General features: G+C 55.9%; 9 protein-coding genes and 1 riboswitch. Of the genes, 7 read left to right on the top strand and 2 right to left on the bottom strand.

Features of this window, described 5'->3' with window-relative positions; all coding sequences use genetic code 11:
- Positions 1 to 147: 147 nt before the first annotated feature.
- Together KGP21_RS14660 and KGP21_RS14655 are read right to left on the bottom strand one after the other, a co-directional pair.
- Positions 148 to 2,502, bottom strand: a complete 2,355-nt coding sequence (locus KGP21_RS14660) for a beta-glucosidase (protein ID WP_223499545.1) — start codon at positions 2,500 to 2,502, stop codon at positions 148 to 150.
- Positions 2,503 to 2,517: 15 nt separating this feature from the next.
- Positions 2,518 to 3,879 (bottom strand): MFS transporter, encoded by a 1,362-nt coding sequence (locus tag KGP21_RS14655; protein ID WP_223499543.1) that lies wholly within the window; start codon positions 3,877 to 3,879, stop codon positions 2,518 to 2,520.
- A gap of 286 nt (positions 3,880 to 4,165) precedes the next feature.
- On the opposite strand from KGP21_RS14655, the gene KGP21_RS14650 reads away from it, so the two are divergent.
- The 7 genes from KGP21_RS14650 to KGP21_RS14620 all read left to right on the top strand — a co-directional run bounded on the left by KGP21_RS14650 (position 4,166) and on the right by KGP21_RS14620 (position 17,084).
- The gene (locus tag KGP21_RS14650; protein WP_223535471.1) at positions 4,166 to 5,575 is read left to right on the top strand and encodes an MFS transporter; all 1,410 of its coding nucleotides are present in this window, start codon (positions 4,166 to 4,168) and stop codon (positions 5,573 to 5,575) included.
- A gap of 100 nt (positions 5,576 to 5,675) precedes the next feature.
- Entirely contained in the window at positions 5,676 to 6,254 is a 579-nt protein-coding gene (locus KGP21_RS14645; protein ID WP_218520385.1) for a flavin reductase family protein, read from the top strand.
- 222 nt (positions 6,255 to 6,476) lie between these two features.
- On the top strand, positions 6,477 to 10,352 hold the full coding sequence (locus tag KGP21_RS14640) for a DUF4132 domain-containing protein (RefSeq protein ID WP_223535469.1): 3,876 nt from the start codon (positions 6,477 to 6,479) through the stop codon (positions 10,350 to 10,352).
- A gap of 59 nt (positions 10,353 to 10,411) precedes the next feature.
- Positions 10,412 to 11,512, top strand: coding sequence for an AAA family ATPase (locus KGP21_RS14635; RefSeq protein WP_021806411.1), 1,101 nt, complete (start codon positions 10,412 to 10,414; stop codon positions 11,510 to 11,512).
- A 12-nt stretch (positions 11,513 to 11,524) separates the two neighbouring features.
- A complete protein-coding gene (locus KGP21_RS14630; protein WP_223535468.1) occupies positions 11,525 to 13,909 on the top strand; it encodes a DUF5682 family protein in 2,385 nt (794 codons plus the stop codon).
- Positions 13,909 to 15,033 carry a VWA domain-containing protein gene (locus KGP21_RS14625; protein ID WP_209522960.1) on the top strand — a complete coding sequence of 375 codons (1,125 nt, stop codon included), beginning with the start codon at positions 13,909 to 13,911 and terminating at the stop codon, positions 15,031 to 15,033. The genes KGP21_RS14630 and KGP21_RS14625 overlap by 1 nt, the downstream gene beginning before the upstream one ends.
- Positions 15,030 to 17,084, top strand: a complete 2,055-nt coding sequence (locus KGP21_RS14620; RefSeq protein ID WP_223535466.1) for an SWIM zinc finger family protein — start codon at positions 15,030 to 15,032, stop codon at positions 17,082 to 17,084. Before KGP21_RS14625 ends, KGP21_RS14620 begins: the two co-directional genes overlap by 4 nt.
- Before the next feature lie 33 nt (positions 17,085 to 17,117).
- Positions 17,118 to 17,214, top strand: a riboswitch (yybP-ykoY riboswitch).
- The last annotated feature ends 85 nt before the right edge of the window (positions 17,215 to 17,299 follow it).

Below are 17,299 nucleotides of genomic sequence, written 5' to 3'. Positions count from 1 at the left end.
AGAGGGGACAGCCCGTGCCACCGTGTGATCCCTGTGTTCAACCTTTGCATCGAACCAACACCTCATACCTATCGCTCTTAACCAAATTACATCACCGTACCAGCTCCCTCTCCCTGTGGGAGAGGGTTGGGGTGAGGGACTGGCGGCTCAATGGCTCCCAGCAGGCTCCGCTAATACAGCCTCCAACTCCTGCTGAGTAATAGCAATAGCCAGGAACTCCGTCAGGGCGATAAACAGGCCGCAGAACAGATCCGGAGCAATCGCGATGAGCTTTTCGCGCATCAGCGCCTCCGGCATGCCGTTTTTGCTGACCAATAACTTCACCACGCGGTCAAAAGCCGGCGGGGTAGCGATCAGCTGTTGCAACGAATTATCCACCTTTAGCGGTAAATAATAGGGCTTGGCGCACAGCTTGACCACCGTGCTCAGTGCAATATCCCGCGAAGAACGCGCTACGTGAAGCTGGTACTCGCCAGGATCGACCACCCAAGCGGCCATGCCTGGATGGAAACAGGCAAAGTCCGGCCATTCGAGCGTCATAGTCACCATTTTGCTTTCACCCGCCTCAAGGTGCACTTTGGCAAAGGCTTTCAACGCCAGGACTTCACGTGCCAGATCTCCCTGCGGTGCAGTCAGGTAAAGCTGTACGATCTCTTTACCGGCCCGATCGCCACGGTTGGTCACCTCAACGCTGACGGTTAAGGGCTGCCCCTCCTCAAGTTCCGTGACCGAAGTCGCCAGCTTGGCATAGCTAAACTGGCTATAGCTCAGGCCAAAACCGAATGGGAACTGCGGCGTCAGCTTACGTCGGTCGTAGTAGCGATATCCGACATACAGCCCTTCGCTGTAGTGATGGCGCAGGTTTTCACCTGGGTAATCGAGCCAGGCCGGAGTTTCTTCCAGAGTGTTAGGCACCGTAACCGTCAGCTTGCCACAGGGGTTGGCCCGGCCAAATAGAATATCCGCCACCGCACGGCCCATGCCCTGGCCCGCAAAGAAGGTCTCCAGCAGGGCTTTGCAGTCTGATAGCCAAGGCATCACCACCGCATCGCTGTTAGCCAACACGACCACCACATTAGGCTGCCGTTTGGCTACCGCACGGATCAGCGCTTCATGGCTAGGCAAGATATTCAGATCCCGGCGATCGCCGTTTTCGCCATCTTCGCCAATGGCAGTGCTGACGAACACCACGGCAACGTCCGCCTTGCTGGCTAGCTCAACCGCATGTGCCTGCGCTTGCGGGTCGACGTGATTATCATCGGGTGTGCCGATGGCATAATCGATCTGGAAGTCGTTACCAGCCACCTCGAAAATTTCATCCAGCGGACGATCGAGCATGTAAGGCACGGTGGTAGCACAGCCCGAGCCCTGGATCACCGGCTCCTGCGCCGGTTTACCCAATACGGCGATGGTGGTTTTCTTGCCGGCTTGCAGCGGCAGGATATTCCCTTCGTTTTTCAATAACACCATCGATTCGACAGCCAACTGTTGTGCCAAGCGATGATGTTGCGGGTAATCGGCCTTGGTGCCCGGCTTGCGGTGGCGCTGCACCTTGTCGAGCAGGGTTAACATCCGCAAGCAGGCTGTATCGAGAATCTCTGTAGGGATCTCTCCGCGTTCGATCGCTTGCAACAGCTCCTGTTTATCACGCTGGGTTTCCGGCATGGCCAAATCGTTACCCGCCAGCAAAGAAGCGGGCCGGTCTTTGATGCCGTACCAGTCGGACATCACCAGCCCATCATAACGCCACTCATTGCGCAGCACCTCGGTTAGCAGCCAGTGATGTTGCGAGGTTTGCACGCCATTGAGCCGGTTATAGGACGACATCACCGTCCAGGGGTTGGATTTGTCGATTGCCCGCTTGAATCCCGAGAGGTAAATCTCCCGCAGCGCCCGTTCTTCCACCACCGAATCCATCTCGGTGCGGCGATATTCCGAGTTGTTGGCGGCAAAGTGCTTCAGGCTGGCACCCACGCCACCGTCCTGCAGCCCGTTGATCAGGGCTGCGGCCACGTCACCGCTGACCACCGGATCTTCCGAGTAATATTCATAGCCACGGCCTGCCAAAGGCGTGCGGCGAATATTGATACCCGGGCCAAGCAAAATACCGACGCCCATCTCCTGGCACTCTTTGGCCAACGCCTCGCCCATTTGGTACACCAGGTCCACGTCCCAGCTACAGGCCAGAGTAGAACCATTCGGGAAGCAGGTAGCCGGTTTGGATTTGCTGAACAGCGCCTCAGAGCCACCTTTTTGTTCTTCCTGCTCTACCTCGCCTGCGCTTTGCCCAATCACGGCGAGAAAATCGCTAATATGCCAATTTTCCCCTTGTTCGATCTGGCTGGTGCTGTAACGGACGCCGTAGGTGCCATCCGTCATCACAATGTCGCTAATGCCATGCTGCGGGAAACTGGCTGTGCGCCACAAACCGCTACCGCTGAGCAGCGCCACTTTCTCTTCGGCAGTCATGGCGGCAATGATGGCGTGGAAATCTTTTTTCATAGGGATACCTGCTGGTTACTGCGCGCTAGCTTTGCGCAATTCAATGTCTTTGATGATATTTCGGTAGGTGTGCTCATCCAACTGGTAGAAGAAGATAAACAGCATACCCAGGGCAAACATCAGGCCGGGGAACAGCGTCATCATCATATTGATGCCGTTGAGCGCGTTGGCGCTGATATGCTCGGACGAATAGTCAAAGTAATCGAGCATCAAGCCAGCACAACCGCCGCCAATCGCCATGGCAATTTTGGTGATGAAATTAAAGAAGCCATAAATTGCCCCTTCGGTACGTACGCCGTGTTTCCATTCGGCGTACTCCACGGTATCGGCAATCATCGACCACATCGCGACAAAGCCCATCCCCAGAGTAATGCTGTACAGGCACACGCCGGTCATAATCAGGTAGGCGTTATCTCCTGCCAGGAAGTATTGGAACAGCAAGCCGACAATCCCGATCAGCAGCCCCAACTGGACCATTTTCTTTTTGCCCATCAGGCTGATGATTTTTTCTGAAATCACCGTCCCCACCACATAGGCCGCAGATTGGATGATGAAGAATTTGGCGGTAAAGCTTTCATCCCCCAGGGTGTATTTGATGAAGTAGATCGCAATGGCCATCCATACCGTATAGGCGATATAGAAAAACACCGTGAACAGGGAAAGATGGATTAACGGCAGGTTGCCGGAAACGGCGGTGATCATCTCTTTAAGCGTGGGAGCCTGTTGATCTGGCAGGCTTTTCACCCGCTCTTTGGTCATGCCAAAGCAGGCCAGGAAGAAAAAGGTGGCCAACAGGCTAAAGCAGCTGACGGCAAACACATAGCCCATCTTCTGATCGGTAAACTGTGAAATCAGCATGTCGGCAGTGGTCGAGACAATCAAGTAACCCACGATGGCCAACACAAAGCGGTAAACCGACAGCGAAGCCCGCGAGCCTTCGTGCTGAGTCAGCATATTGGTCATGGCCGAATAGGGCGTGTTGACCGCCGTGTAGGCCAGGCAATAGAGGGTGTAGGTGATCAGCGCGTAATAAAATTTATAGTCACTGTCAAAGGTGCTGAAACACAGGACCGTCAAGATCCCCAAGGGCACCGCGCCGTACAGCAGGTAAGGGCGCAGCTTGCCGTGCCGGGTTTGGGTTTTATCAATAAAGTAACCGACAAAAATATTAAAAATCGCATCCAGTACACGGGCGATCACAAAGATCAGGCTCGCCTGTACCGCGCTGATGCCGTAAATATTGGTATAAAAAAACAGTAAGAACAGGGAGACAAAGCCAAACGATAGGTTGGAGGCCAGATCGCCGAAGCCATAGCCCATCTTTTCCCGTACGCCGACCTTCACATAACTGTCTGAGACGATTTCTGTTGTTTTCATTTTACTTACTCACTCAGGTTGATTCGCCTTGAGTATACCGAGAGCGCCAAGAGTGGCTTGCCAGCGGTTGTTTATACAGTTCCTATTTTTTGCTCGCCCCCGGCTTTGTCACGGAGTTGTGAGAATGCTCACAGGTATTACATGTCCGACCGTAGGGGCGCTGCATGCTGCGCCCGATTCTCAGCTATGGCGTTTGGTGCACTTATAAACTGCATACCCTGCGTCTTCCGCCATGTCATGGTTTGCCTTAGGCTGACTGACAAGTTAATTCAGGAGTCAGCCAACCATGAAATCCGCAGCATCAAATGACCTAACAACCCTGCGTGGCGGGCTAATCAGCCTGGCCTTGCCAACGCTGCTTTCCTCGCTAGGCAGCAGCATCACCAACGTCAGCCTACCCACATTAGCGCAGGTGTTCGGCGCTTCGTTTCAAGATGTGCAGTGGGTGGTGATCGCCTATCTGCTGGCGATCACCACGCTGATTGTGGGCGTTGGACGGTTGGGGGATATCATCAGCCGTCGCAAGTTGTTACTGGCCGGACTGGGCCTGTTTATGCTCGCCTCGCTGGGTTGTGCTGTCGCTCCGACCATCTGGTGGCTGATTGCGGCCCGCGTTGCGCAAGGGTTAGGGGGAGCAGTGATGATGGCCATCACCTTGGCGCTAGTTGGTGAAACCATCAGCAAGGATAAGGTCGGACGGGCTATGGGGTTGCTTGGCACCTTGTCCGCAGTGGGGACCGCGCTTGGCCCTACGCTGGGTGGCGTTTTGATTGCCGGGTTCGGCTGGCAGTCAACTTTCCTGATCAACCTGCCGCTGGGGGGCGTTGCGCTATTTTGCGTTTATCGCTATCTCCCGCAAACCGATCCGCAGCAGGTAACAAAACAGAGGAGCTTTGATTTCGTTGGAATGGCCTTGCTCGGTTTGACGCTGGCGCTATTTTCGCTGGCCATGACGTTAGGGCACGACCATTTCGGCTCGCTCAATAGCCTGCTGCTGCTGGGAACCGCCGTTGCGGCCAGCACGTTCGTCTGGGTTGAGAGAAAAGTGGCAAGCCCGCTGGTCCAACTGGCCCTACTGCGTCAGCCAATCCTGAGCAGCGGCCTGCTAACTAATATGCTGGTGAGTGCGGTGATCATGACGTCCTTCGTGGTAGGGCCGTTTTATCTTGCACACGGGCTAGGGTTAGCGCCACAGCAGGTTGGCTTGGTAATGTCCGCCGGGCCGCTGATCGCCGCATTGGCGGGTGTGCCATCGGGATATCTGGTCGACCGCTTCGGGGCACCGCGGATGATTAGCCTGGGATTACTTGGAGTTTGCCTGGGAGCATTAACCTTATCGATGGTGTCACCTACGCAGGGCGTTTTGGGCTATATCTCGCCGATCTGCCTGATCACCGCAGGCTATACCTTATTCCAGGCGGCCAACAACACGGCGGTGATCAAACAGGTTGGCATCGAGCGGCGTGGGGTCGCTTCTGGTCTGTTAAATCTGGCGCGCAACCTTGGCTTTATCATCGGGGCTTCCGCCATGGGGGGCATATTCGCCTTGGCTTCGGCAACTAGCGATATACGGTTAGGGAGCGCGGTAGGTTTACAACTCACCTATCTTGTGGCCGCCATTTTAGCGGGGCTCGGGTTGTTGATGGCGCTGTGGAGTCAGTTTTATCACAGAGGGCAGCCTGTCACACAAGAGTGACGTTGTCACCGATGCGACTGCCACCGACATCTCTTTCACAATGGTTCGCGGCCGCGCTACGATGATGTATCTGGCCCAGCCTAACTTTAAGAGAGAAATGATGAACCAACCTATTGCCACCGTGGCCTTGGAAAAGGCCTATCGCCTGCTTAATCACGGCCCAACGGTGTTGGTATCCGCAGGCCACGACGGTGTTATTGACGTGATGGCCGCCGCCTGGGCCTGTGCGCTGGACTTCTCGCCGCCGAAGCTGACGGTTGTGCTGGACAAGATGACCAAAACCCGTGAGCTGATCGAGCAAAGTGGGTGCTTTGTGATCCAGATACCCACTGCGGCTCAGCTACAGCTGACCTATGAGGTCGGTAACCGCAGCCTGCATACCGAACCCGACAAACTGGCAAACTGTGGCGTCGAGTTGTTCAGTTTTGACGATCGGCCACTGCCTTTTGTGGCCGGATGCTCCGCCTGGCTGGCGTGTCGGCTGATCCCGGAGCCCCATAATCAGCAGGCCCACGATCTGTTTATTGGCGAAGTGACCGGTGCCTGGTCCGATACGCGGGTATTTAAAGATGGCCACTGGCATTTTGACACCGCCGAACCAGCACTGCGAAGCCTGCACTATATTGCCGGCGGGCAGTTTTACGCCATCGGTGAATCACTGATGGCCAAGGTGAAGTGACCATTGCGTGAGGCATTAACAACGGTTAAGCGGGTGATACAGTTGCACTGTTATCTTTAAGAGGGGCCGTGGGCGCAGCATGTGTGCGCATCGCTTTGTCATCAATCTTACCGCATGGCGTTTTTCCCAAATTCCATGCGGTCCCTCTATTCATAGCCTAAATATCTGATAACTTAATCCCACGCGTTATTTTATGGAAAATTGATCCCCAGGGAGACAGCGGTGCGTCATTTCGAATTCAAAGATGATAAATCAAACAAATTTTGGCAAATCGAGCAGTCGGACAGTGATTTAAACCTGCGCTGGGGCAAGATTGGTACGCAAGGGCAAAGCCAGACCAAGAGTTTTGATAACGAAGCCAAGGCCTCGGCTGCCATGACCAAGCTGGTGAAGGAAAAAACCGGCAAAGGCTACGTTGAAATCGCCGTTGATGAAAACGCCACGATTGGCGCCACAGCGCCAAAACCGAAGGTCGAACCAGCAGAAAAACCCCGCGCTGAGTCCATAAGCGATACCCCAGCAGAAAGTGCGCCTCCGGTCTCTGCTGCCACCATACTCTCGCAATCCGTGACCTCTTCGGACATCGCTAAACCTGCGGGCGAAACACCACCGTGGTTAGCCAATGGTGAACCGATTTCCTTACCGAAGAATTTAAGCGTTCAGGCATTGGCCAACCGCGCCCATCCGGGCGAAAAGCCAGAGCTAAACGATAAGCAGAGCTGGATCAAGCTTCGCAACCACCTCTATAAAAGTGACGATTTTCAGACTGACTTTGACTCCTCGTCTGCGGAGTTGCGCCAGACTTATGTTGCAAGCTGGCAACGGTTGGCCGATCAGCAGATGGACGGCACCATTGAGTCAGATGCGGTGTTGTTTGCCCTGGCATGCAATGCCGGTAGCAACCGTTATTACGGCGATAACAAGACAGATATTACCGACTTTTTAGTGGCCAGAAAGGGATTGCCGTACGCGATTGATGTGCTATTACTGGCGCAAGGGATCTGTGTTGAATCAAACTGGGATAGTGATGCGCAAAAGCACAGTTATTACCTCAATACAGATATCGCAGAGCCGCTAAGCGGTTCGTGGATGTCCCCTTATAGCTGCGCTGAGTTGCATTTCCGTAAGTTCCTGGCTTGTGCCGATGAGGCCGAATGGCAGATTTGCGTGGATAAACTGCTCGCGGGCTTGCCGCAGCTGCATGTTAGCCGCCAGCCGTTGATTGCCTTGTTACTGCCTGAACGCCCAGATATCGCGAACCGGTTAGCCGGTGAGTTGCTCCAACAAGGGGATAGTGACGTCACGCCATGGCTACAATTGGTCGCCACCGACGAGTCTGTCCTGAAGTCTTTAGGCGTAATGAGCCGTTCTACCTATCGTCATGCTGCATTCCTTAACTGTGAATTTAGTATCGCTACGCTGATTGCAGAGCGCGGCGTTAACGCGGTACCGATCCTGGCCTACCAGCCGGAAATTACCCTTACCGGTGATGCTCTGGCCTGTATTGGTACGCCAGCAGCAATTACCGCGCTGGCACAGGTTTCCGGCCAGGGTAAAGCGTTTCTGGCGCGGTTTATCGACGCCGCGCACCGCTGGCCGTTGGCATCGATCCCGGCGCTTGCCGAGCTGTTGGCCTCTAACAATAAAGACAGCGGCATGCTGAGCGCTTGCTTAAGCAATCTGCTGCTGGCCAATCCTGAGCAAGTGGCCCAGTTGCTTCCCTGGATGAGCGGGGCCGCGCAAGCCCAGGTGCAAGATTTGATTGCCCGCGTATCTGGTCCGGTTGAATTAGCCGATGAAGCTGATTTACCCCTGGTGCTGGTCAGCCCGCCTTGGCTACAGAAAAAGAAAAAACGCGAAGCGGCAGTCCTGGTACTTGAGCCACAGGTGCTGGCACCGGTACTCGATTTAACCGATGAAGAGAAAAAACGGTGGTTAGCGCTGAATGGCTGGGAAGAAAAACGCTATCAGGCTGCCGCAAAAAATATGAACACGCTGGCCAATGAGCTGGGTTTCCAGATTTATCAATCAGGTAACAGAAAGAGCCAGAACGAAACGGCAGCCATTGCCATCAGAAACCGCGATACCCAGGGCCTGATCGATGCCTGGAAGGCTCAGCTTGAACAAACCAGTTGGTCAAACTTTAGTATGCGCTTTACCTCTCTGTTGCCCGATGAGATGGCACTGGCGTTATGGAGCAGTTTATCTACTCACCAATGTAGCGGTGAGGAGTATATGGTGGCCAAATTTGGTGAAGCGGCGCTACCTGGCCTGATCAACGCGGTGCGCTCTCGCCCAACAGAACTGACCAATGTCTGGGGTCACGTGGGCGCCAGCGAATTGGCCCCGCTGATTGCCCGTGCCTACCTCAAGCTGAAAACGCTGCGTAGCGAAGCCCAACAGTGGCTGTGTAAATATCCGCACCATAGCGCTATCGGCCTGATCCCTGCGGCATTAGGCAAAAAAGGGGAAGCCAAAGATTGTGCTACCTCGGCGTTACGGATGCTGGCCACGCAGGGGCACGAAGCGTTGATTATGCAGACCGGTGAGGCTTACGGCGATCCAGAGGTAACCGACGCACTGCGCGCTATGTTGGATGAAGATCCGCTCGATCGCTTCCCGAGTAAAATCAGCAAATCTCCTGACTTTTATCAACCCGCTGGCTGGCGTCGTCCGTTACTGAAAACGAGTAAAAAAGCCTTACCGGACAGCGCGCTGGAACACTTGGGAACCATGCTGCGCTTCCCGGTCAGTGAGGGGCTGTATGAAGGGATCAATCAGGTAAAACAGGCTTGCGATCCAGACTCACTGGCGGACTTTGCCTGGGATATGTTCTCGGCATGGTTATTTGCTGCAGCGCCGTCAAAAGAGGGCTGGGCCTTTATGTCTCTCGGCCTGTTTGGTACCGATGACACCGCACGCAAGCTCACGCCGTTTATTCGTGCCTGGCCGGGAGAGGCTCAGCACCAGCGGGCGGTTAACGGCCTGGAAGTGCTGAATCAGATTGGTTCCGACGTGGCGCTGATGCTGCTGAACGGTATCGCGCAGAAGGTCAAATTTAAAGGCTTGCAGGATCGGGCGCGGGAAAAGATTGCGGCCATTGCCGAAGCCCGCGAGTTAACCATTGAGGAATTGGAGGATCGTTTAGCGCCGGATTTAGGGCTGGATGAAAACGGCTCGCTGCGGCTGAACTTTGGCGATCGCCAGTTTACCGTCAGCTTCGATGAAACCCTGAAACCGTTCGTGCGCGATATGGATGGCACCCGCCTGAAAGACCTGCCGAAGCCGAAAAAGACCGACAATCAGGAACTGGCCAATGAAGCGGTGAACATCTTCAAGCTGCTGAAAAAAGATGCCCGCACCGTGGCCGCCCAGCAAGTGGTGCGCCTGGAAATTGCCATGTGCCAGCGTCGCCGCTGGACACCTGAGCTGTTCGAACTGTTCTTGGTGCGCCATCCGCTGGTTCGTCACTTGGTGCAACGCCTGGCTTGGGGCGTCTATCTGATGGACGATGATTCTACACACGGCGGCAAATTGGTGGACTGTTTCCGCGTTGCCGAAGACGGCAGCCTGACCACCGCAGAGGATGATGAATACACCTTGCCGCAGGGCGATAACGTGCGCATTGGTATTCCGCACGCGTTGGAGTTGCCTGAGCACCAGGCGGCAGGTTTCGGCCAGCTGTTTGCCGACTATGAGCTGTTGCAACCGTTCGTCCAGTTAGGCCGTGATACTTACAGCCTGACCGAACAAGAGCGGGAAAGCCGTGAGCTGCTGCGCTGGAAAGGGGCCGTAGTCCCCACTGGTCGTATTCTTGGGCTGGCTAACAAAGGCTGGCGCCGTGGCGATGCCCAGGACGGCGGCGCGATCATGGACTTTATCAAACCCATCGATCGCCGGTTAGGGTTTAGCCTGTCCTTTGAACCCTGCATTATCGTGGGCATGGTCGATGAATACCCTGAACAGACGCTGGAGACGGTGGTGATCGACGACGGCCAGTATTACTGGCAGCGAACCGAAGAACGCAAACCGTTCACTATTGTGGATGACATCGTCATCAGCGAACTGATCCGCGATATGGAAGCCCTGCGCGCCTAAGCTTGCCTTGATCCCGACGTATGTCGGGATCGTACCGCCTACCAAGAGAATCCATCCCTATGTCTGAACAACAAAAAATGCAGCGGCCACCAGCGGAAGTTCAATACGCAGAACAACTTGCCCTGTTGGCTGAATTGGATAACCAACCGCGCCCGCCGGGCTGGGCACTGAGCCTGAATGCCGCCCGGCGCTTTATTCTGGGTGACGAAAAGTTGGGCATTGAGCGCAAAATTGTCGCCGACGTGGCCTCGATTGAGCGGATGCTGGTGACGCTGGCGACTGGCCGCGGCCTGATGTTGGTTGGTGAGCCGGGCACCGCCAAATCCATGCTGTCTGAACTGCTGGCGACCGCCATTTCTGGCACCTCCAGCCTGACGATCCAGGGCGGGGCATCGATTACCGAAGATCAGATCAAGTATTCATGGAACTACGCCATGCTGATTAACGAAGGGCCCTCGTTGAAAGCGCTGGTTCCGGCACCGCTTTATCAAGGCATGCGCGACGGCAAAATCGTGCGTTTTGAAGAGATCACTCGTGCGCCGTTGGAAGTGCAGGACTGCCTGCTGGGCATGTTGTCCGATCGCGTGATGACCATCCCCGAGCTGAATGATGACCATAACCTGCTGTATGCGCAGGAAGGGTTCAACATTATCGGTACCGCCAACACCCGTGACCGCGGCGTGAACGAAATGAGTGCCGCCCTGAAGCGCCGCTTTGATTTTGAGACCGTATTTCCGATCATGGACTTCCAACAGGAACTGGACTTGGTGGCTACGGCGTCCAACCGGCTGTTGGAAAAGAGCGCCATTCCTCATACCGTCCCCGTTGAGGTGCTGGAACTGCTGGTCACCACCTTCCGCGATCTGCGCGGCGGTGAGAAATCAGCGGGTAAAGGCGGCGACAGCGCCATGGATCGGTTAACCGCCGTGATGTCGACCGCCGAGGCGGTGAACGTAGCCCATGCGGTGGGAGTGCGGGCGTGGTTTCTTGAACAGCGTAGCGGTGAGCCTGCCGATTTGGTGGAGTGTATCGCCGGGACGGTGGTCAAAGACAATGCGGACGATCGGGCAAAACTCAGGCGCTATTTTGAGCAGAAGGTCGCGAAAAAGCCCGGTAACCACTGGCGGGCCTATTACCAAGCCAGACACCGTTTGCCTTAAAGGCGCTGCGTAATGAATAAATCACCGGAAATCATCGGTATCCGCCACCACAGCCCGGCCTGTGCCCGGCTGGTAGCGGCGAGAATTAACACGCTAAAACCGCGCTACGTGCTGATAGAAGGGCCGATGGACTTCAACTCCCGGCTTGATGAGCTGTTTTTGCCACATCAGTTGCCGCTGGCTATCTATAGCTATGGCGTGCCGCAACAGCCTGGGCAGGGCGTGCGCAGAGGTTCCTGGTCACCGTTTGCCGAGCATTCTCCAGAGTGGCAGGCTCTGCAACAAGCGCGGGCGATCAAGGCGGAAATGCGCTTTATGGATCTGCCGGCCTGGCATGCTGCGTTTGCCGATATTGCTAACCGCTACGCCGATTTAGCCGATGCCGAACAGCAGCAACGGGCAGAGGATTTTGAACAGGCACTGAGCCAAGAGCTGGGCATTCAGGGGAGCGATGCGCTTTGGGATCGGTTATTTGAAGATCAGTGCGATGTGCAGGAGTTGGAGCAACGTCTAAGCCACTATTTCAAACGGTTACGCGGAGAGGTTCCCGGTTCGCAGGGGAACCAGGATCGTGAAGCCATGATGGCCCGTTGGATCCGCTGGGCCATGGATCAACGGGACGGGGCCGTGTTAGTGGTGTGTGGCGGCTATCACGCACCTGCCTTGATGAAGCTGTGGCAAAACCTCCCCAGTGAAGAACATGAGCCTGAGCTGCCCGCTATAAGCCAATGTTTTGACGATTGGCAAGGCGACGCTCAATACACCACCGGCTCTTATTTGGTGCCCTACAGCTATAAGCGGCTGGATGCTTTCACCGGCTATGCCTCGGGCATGCCGTCACCGGCGTTCCAGCAGTGGGTGTGGGAATTTGGCTTGGAGCAGGCAGGACTATACGCTTTCCAGCGCATACTAGAGCGGTTGCGCAAGCTTAACCTTCCGGCATCGACCGCTGATATGGGCGCAGTTTATCTACGGGTTCAGGCACTTGCGCGGCTGCGCGGCCACCAGTTGCCGTTACGCAATGACTGGTTGGATGCCATGGCCGGTTCGCTGGTGAAAGAGGCGATGGATGTCCCGCTGCCGTGGACCTATCGCGGCCCTTTACGGCCAGGAACCGAACCCATCCTGGTACAAATGATGGCGGTATTGGCCGGAGAGTCTCACGGCAAGCTGGCAAACAATACGCCACGCCCACCGTTGTTGATTTCGCTGGAGCTCGAACTTGAACGGTTGGCGATTACGATCCCCTCAGAGGTCAAGCTCGACCTGCTTAAACCTGAAGATCGCCAGCGCAGCAGAGCCCTACATCAGTTATTGCTATTGGCGATCCCGGGCATCCACTGCCTGAAGGGCGTTGGGCAAGCCATGTCGGGTGAAATGAGCGAACACTGGCAGCTTCGAGCACCGCTTGAGCAGGTTGCTGCGCTGATTGAGGCGGCCTCCTACGGCGCTACGCTGTCTGATGCGGCACTGGCCAAGCTGGAAGAAGCCTTGCTGGAGTTGCACGGTAGCCAGGGGATGGTGGTGGCGCTGGTTAAATTACTGAATCAGGCGGCGTTGGCCGGGCTGGCGGATTTCAGCAGCCGAGTAGTAGAACAGCTTACTGCGGCGGTGAGCCAGGAAGGGAGTTTTGAGGACATCGGCTTCGCGCTGGAAGCGGCCCACACGCTGTATCGCCACGGTGAAAGCGTGGGTATGCAAGGATCAGCGATCTTGTTGACGGTGATCCAGATAACCTTCGACCGCGCGCTGTGGCTATGTGAAAGCTATGGCGGCGTGAACCCCGCCGACAGCCATCGGCACATTGCGGCATTTCAGGCGATCCGTTTGGTGACGCAGGATCTGCTCGCACTGCCTGATACCGACCGCAATACGTTATTTCCCACGCTGGAAGCCGATCGCGCGCTCACCGTTTGGCAAAGAAAAGCCGCGTCTACCGATGCCGATCCGCTAAGCCGTGGTGCGGCTTTGGGCGCATTACTCAGCCTGAATGACACCCATCCTGATACCATATCACCGATCGCACAGCCGCTAGCGCTGCTGGCCACCCTGGCAGCCAATAAAATGGGCGATGCGCTCAGCGGATTAATTGCGTTGGCGCGCCACCACTTGACCCAGGATTTAACCTTTGTTCACGGCCTGAACCAGCTGGTTACCGCATTGGACGACGAAGACTTCCTGCTGGCCTTGCCCGCGATGCGCGGTGCATTTGCCTGGCTGCCACCAAGGGAGCGCGGTGAGTTTGCCCGCCAGATACTGGAGCTACATCAGGCGAGTCATCTACCGGTTTCGTCGTTAAATCGCGAAATTAGTGCCGCAACGCCGCAGGAGATTGCTGCAATGCAACAGGCAGAAAAGCGGGCGCTGGAAATCCTTGGCCAATGGGGGCTGGTGTAATGGCAAATCAATTGACTCCAGAGTTACAACGCTGGCGCTTGCTGTTAGGTGAAGCCGCCGAGGCCTCGCTGGGTGAACTAGACGATCACTATCGCTCAGTTGATAGCGCTCTGGAATGGCTGTATGGCCGGGATCCGGAACGTTTGGCCCGTGGTGAACGCGGAGCCAGCCTGGGTAAATCCAACCTGACCACGCCTGAGTGGATTAATGAGATTCAGCAACTGTTCCCTAAAGAGGTGATCGAACGGCTGGAAGTGGACGCGGTTGAGCGCTACGGCATTGACGATGTAGTCACCAATCTTGACGTGTTGGAACGTATTGAACCCTCGGAAGCGTTACTGAAAGCGGTGTTACATACCAAACACTTGATGAACCCGCAGGTGTTGGCCGCCGCACGCCGGTTGGTGGCGGAAGTGGTACGGCGGATCATGGAACGCCTGGCGCGTGACGTACGTCAGTCATTTTCCGGCAGCCGCGACCGGCGCCGCCCCTCGCAGGCCAAAGTGGCGCGTAACTTTGATTTTAAACGCACCGTTGCCGAAAACCTGCACCGCTGGAGCCCGCAGCACGGCAAGCTGTTTATCGAAACCCCGGCGTTTATGAGCCGGGTTAAACGCCATAGTGAACGTTGGGACATCATCCTGCTGGTAGACCAGAGTGGTTCCATGGTGGATTCGGTGATCCATGCCGCCGTGATGGCGGCCTGCCTGTGGAATTTACCGGGCATGCAAACGCGGTTGGTCGCTTTTGATACTGCCGTGGTGGACTTGACCGCAGACGTCAGCGATCCGGTTGAACTGCTGATGAAGGTGCAACTCGGTGGCGGCACCAATATCGCCAAGGCGGTGGGTTATGCCCAGTCCTGCATCACCAATCCCCAACGCACGATCGTGGTATTGCTGAGCGATTTCTTTGAGGGCGGCAGCGAAAGTGAGCTGGTCCGGCGGGTGCGTACCTGCATTCAGACCGGAGCCAAAGTACTGGGGCTGGCGGCGTTGGATCATCAGGCCAATCCACAATACGATCGTGATATGGCTAACCGGCTGGTCGCGGTCGGCGCACAAATTGGCGCCATGACGCCCGGCGAACTGGCGGCCTGGCTGGCAGAAAAGGTACAAGGATGACTCAACGTTCCGATTTACTCGAACTCACGCCGGAAGCCCTGATGGCGTTAAGCAACGCGGGCTTCGTCAAGCGCGCGCAGAAAGAGGTCGCAGAAGGAAAACTGCCTGAACTGACAGAGCGTGATGACGGCTGTATTGAGGCCAGGTTCGGCGACGGCAACCAAGTCATTTTTCCGCCAGGTAAAACCTTGCGGGATGCGACCTGTAGCTGCCCGGCCAGCAGCATGTGCCGCCATCGGGTCATGCTGGTCCTGGCCTATCAGGCGTTACATGCTAGCGGGTTGCCCCCAGAAGCTGACGATGTTCAGCCGCAAGAACCTGTACCAGCTTGGTCACCGGCCAGATTTAGTGAACAGCTTAGTGATGTCCCGCTCTCGGTCATTAGCCGGGCGAAAAAGTTGATCCAAGGCAGCGTCGTAGTGCAGTTGAGCAAAGGTGGCGGGGCGCAAGCTACTCCGTCAGCGCGTTTACCGATGTGTGACGTGCGGTTTTTCTCCCGTAGCAGCCTGGCGCATGCGCGCTGTGACTGTATTCAGGAGACGATTTGCGAGCATATTGTGATGGCGGTCTGGGGGTTTGAGCAGGCCGAACTCTGCCAGCCGGATTTTGAGCAGTTAACGCTGCAAATCCGCTTGCCTGACGGAGAACAGGCGCAGGCAAACGCCTTATTTGACCAGCCAGAGGCGGTGCTATTACAAACGTCGTTGGATAAATTGCTGCTCAAACTGTGGTCGGACGGCAGCAGCCAGCCAGAGAGGGCCATCAAGCCGCTGATGGCGGAAGTGAGTCGCCATGCCCAGCAGCTTCAGTGGCGCTGGGTTAGCGAAAGCCTGGCGGATATTCAGCAAGGGATGGCCGATCAGCATAATCGTTCAAGCCGCTATCATCCGGTCGAATTCTTGCAGCGCATCAGCGGGCTTTCCGCCCGGTTAGTCGCGGCCAGGTGCATGGACCAACAGGCGCAGCAGCAGAGCTTACCACGCCTTCCAGCGGCTGAAATTCTTGGTCTGGGCGTCAAAGGTGAGATCCAACTGGAACATCTGAAACTGGTGTCACTCGGTGCACGTTATTGGGCCGACGAGCAGCAGGAAGGGGTGGATCTGATCTACACCGACCCGGACTCCCAAGCGCTGATGGTGATCGAACGCCAGTGGCCTAAAAATAGCGATCCACAAGGCGTGGCGACACCGATAGGCAGCCGCAGGATTGCTGGTCACCCGGTTAAAAAACTGGCGGCTTGCCAGGTGATCACCAATGCCGCCAAGCGCCGGGCAAACGGGGCGTTGGACATTGCCAGCGGTAAGCAATATACCAGCGTGTTGCCGCTCTCTGCACGTGCGTGGGAGCTGTTGGGGGAACCGCTCAGGCAGCCTGATGCCGCAGCGCTGAAACGTCATCTCCAGCAGGCATTGCCAGATTTTGTACGCCCCAGGCAGCCGATCGAACAGCTGCATATCTTACCGATTAGTGAGGTGCTCGACTGGTGCTGGGACCCGGCATTACAGTGCTTGCAGATTGATATCTTAAGCGGAGAGGATCGTGATGATAATTTTGTGACGGTGTCACTAAATTACGATAGTGCCACCCCTCAGGCTACAGAGCTATTGGCCAGGGCAATGCTCACGCCAGCAACTCCGCCACGGTTGATTTCGGGCAGGGTGAAAATCGAGTCAGGAAAGTTGTTTATCGAGCCGTTGGCCGTAGCCAGTGACACCCAGATATTCTCGCTGTGCGCCGATGAGGCTGAGCCTTTTCCAATGGATCGCCAGGCCGATCTGCAACAGCGTTCGGGTATACAGCAAGCGTTGGCAGACACCGAAACGTTGCTGGCACAGTGGTTACAGCAGGGGATCCGGCATCTTGGGGGGCGTGGGATTGAGCGGGTGGAAATCCTGGCCGAGGCGCTAAATGGCTATGGCCTGATGCAGCTGTCTGCAGGGTTAAACGAGTTATCCGAGCGTATTCGCTCTAATAACCACACAGAATTAGTCCACCGGTTGATGACGATTTATCAAACGCTGCGCCTGGTGAAAGACCGGCAGAGTAATTGACTTTGACAGCGCCATGACAGTTCGACTAAGCTTGCCCCACTCATTTGGGGAGTAGCCTTCCTTCATCATGAAGGAGGATGTGTCAACATACTCAGCAAGTTGCTGTGGCACATCCGTCGATCAGATTGGCGAGACCATAGGGGTAATATTTCTTTTGGATTGGACGAGGAATATTACACCATGGTTTACAACGTCCAGTCGGTATTTCCATCATG

The sequence above is a fragment of the Serratia sp. JSRIV004 genome (assembly GCF_019968705.1).
GTDB lineage: Bacteria > Pseudomonadota > Gammaproteobacteria > Enterobacterales > Enterobacteriaceae > Chania > Chania fonticola_B.
Note: the sequence above shows the minus strand (reverse complement) of the source record. Positions and strands in the feature narration are given on the sequence as shown.

Coding starts and splice junctions, on each gene's coding strand:
- KGP21_RS14660 (WP_223499545.1), bottom strand. CDS start 2,502: ATGAAAAAAGATTTCCACGCCATCATTGCCGCCATGACTGCCGAAGAG.
- KGP21_RS14655 (WP_223499543.1), bottom strand. CDS start 3,879: ATGAAAACAACAGAAATCGTCTCAGACAGTTATGTGAAGGTCGGCGTA.
- KGP21_RS14650 (WP_223535471.1), top strand. CDS start 4,166: ATGAAATCCGCAGCATCAAATGACCTAACAACCCTGCGTGGCGGGCTA.
- KGP21_RS14645 (WP_218520385.1), top strand. CDS start 5,676: ATGAACCAACCTATTGCCACCGTGGCCTTGGAAAAGGCCTATCGCCTG.
- KGP21_RS14635 (WP_021806411.1), top strand. CDS start 10,412: ATGTCTGAACAACAAAAAATGCAGCGGCCACCAGCGGAAGTTCAATAC.
- KGP21_RS14630 (WP_223535468.1), top strand. CDS start 11,525: ATGAATAAATCACCGGAAATCATCGGTATCCGCCACCACAGCCCGGCC.
- KGP21_RS14625 (WP_209522960.1), top strand. CDS start 13,909: ATGGCAAATCAATTGACTCCAGAGTTACAACGCTGGCGCTTGCTGTTA.
- KGP21_RS14620 (WP_223535466.1), top strand. CDS start 15,030: ATGACTCAACGTTCCGATTTACTCGAACTCACGCCGGAAGCCCTGATG.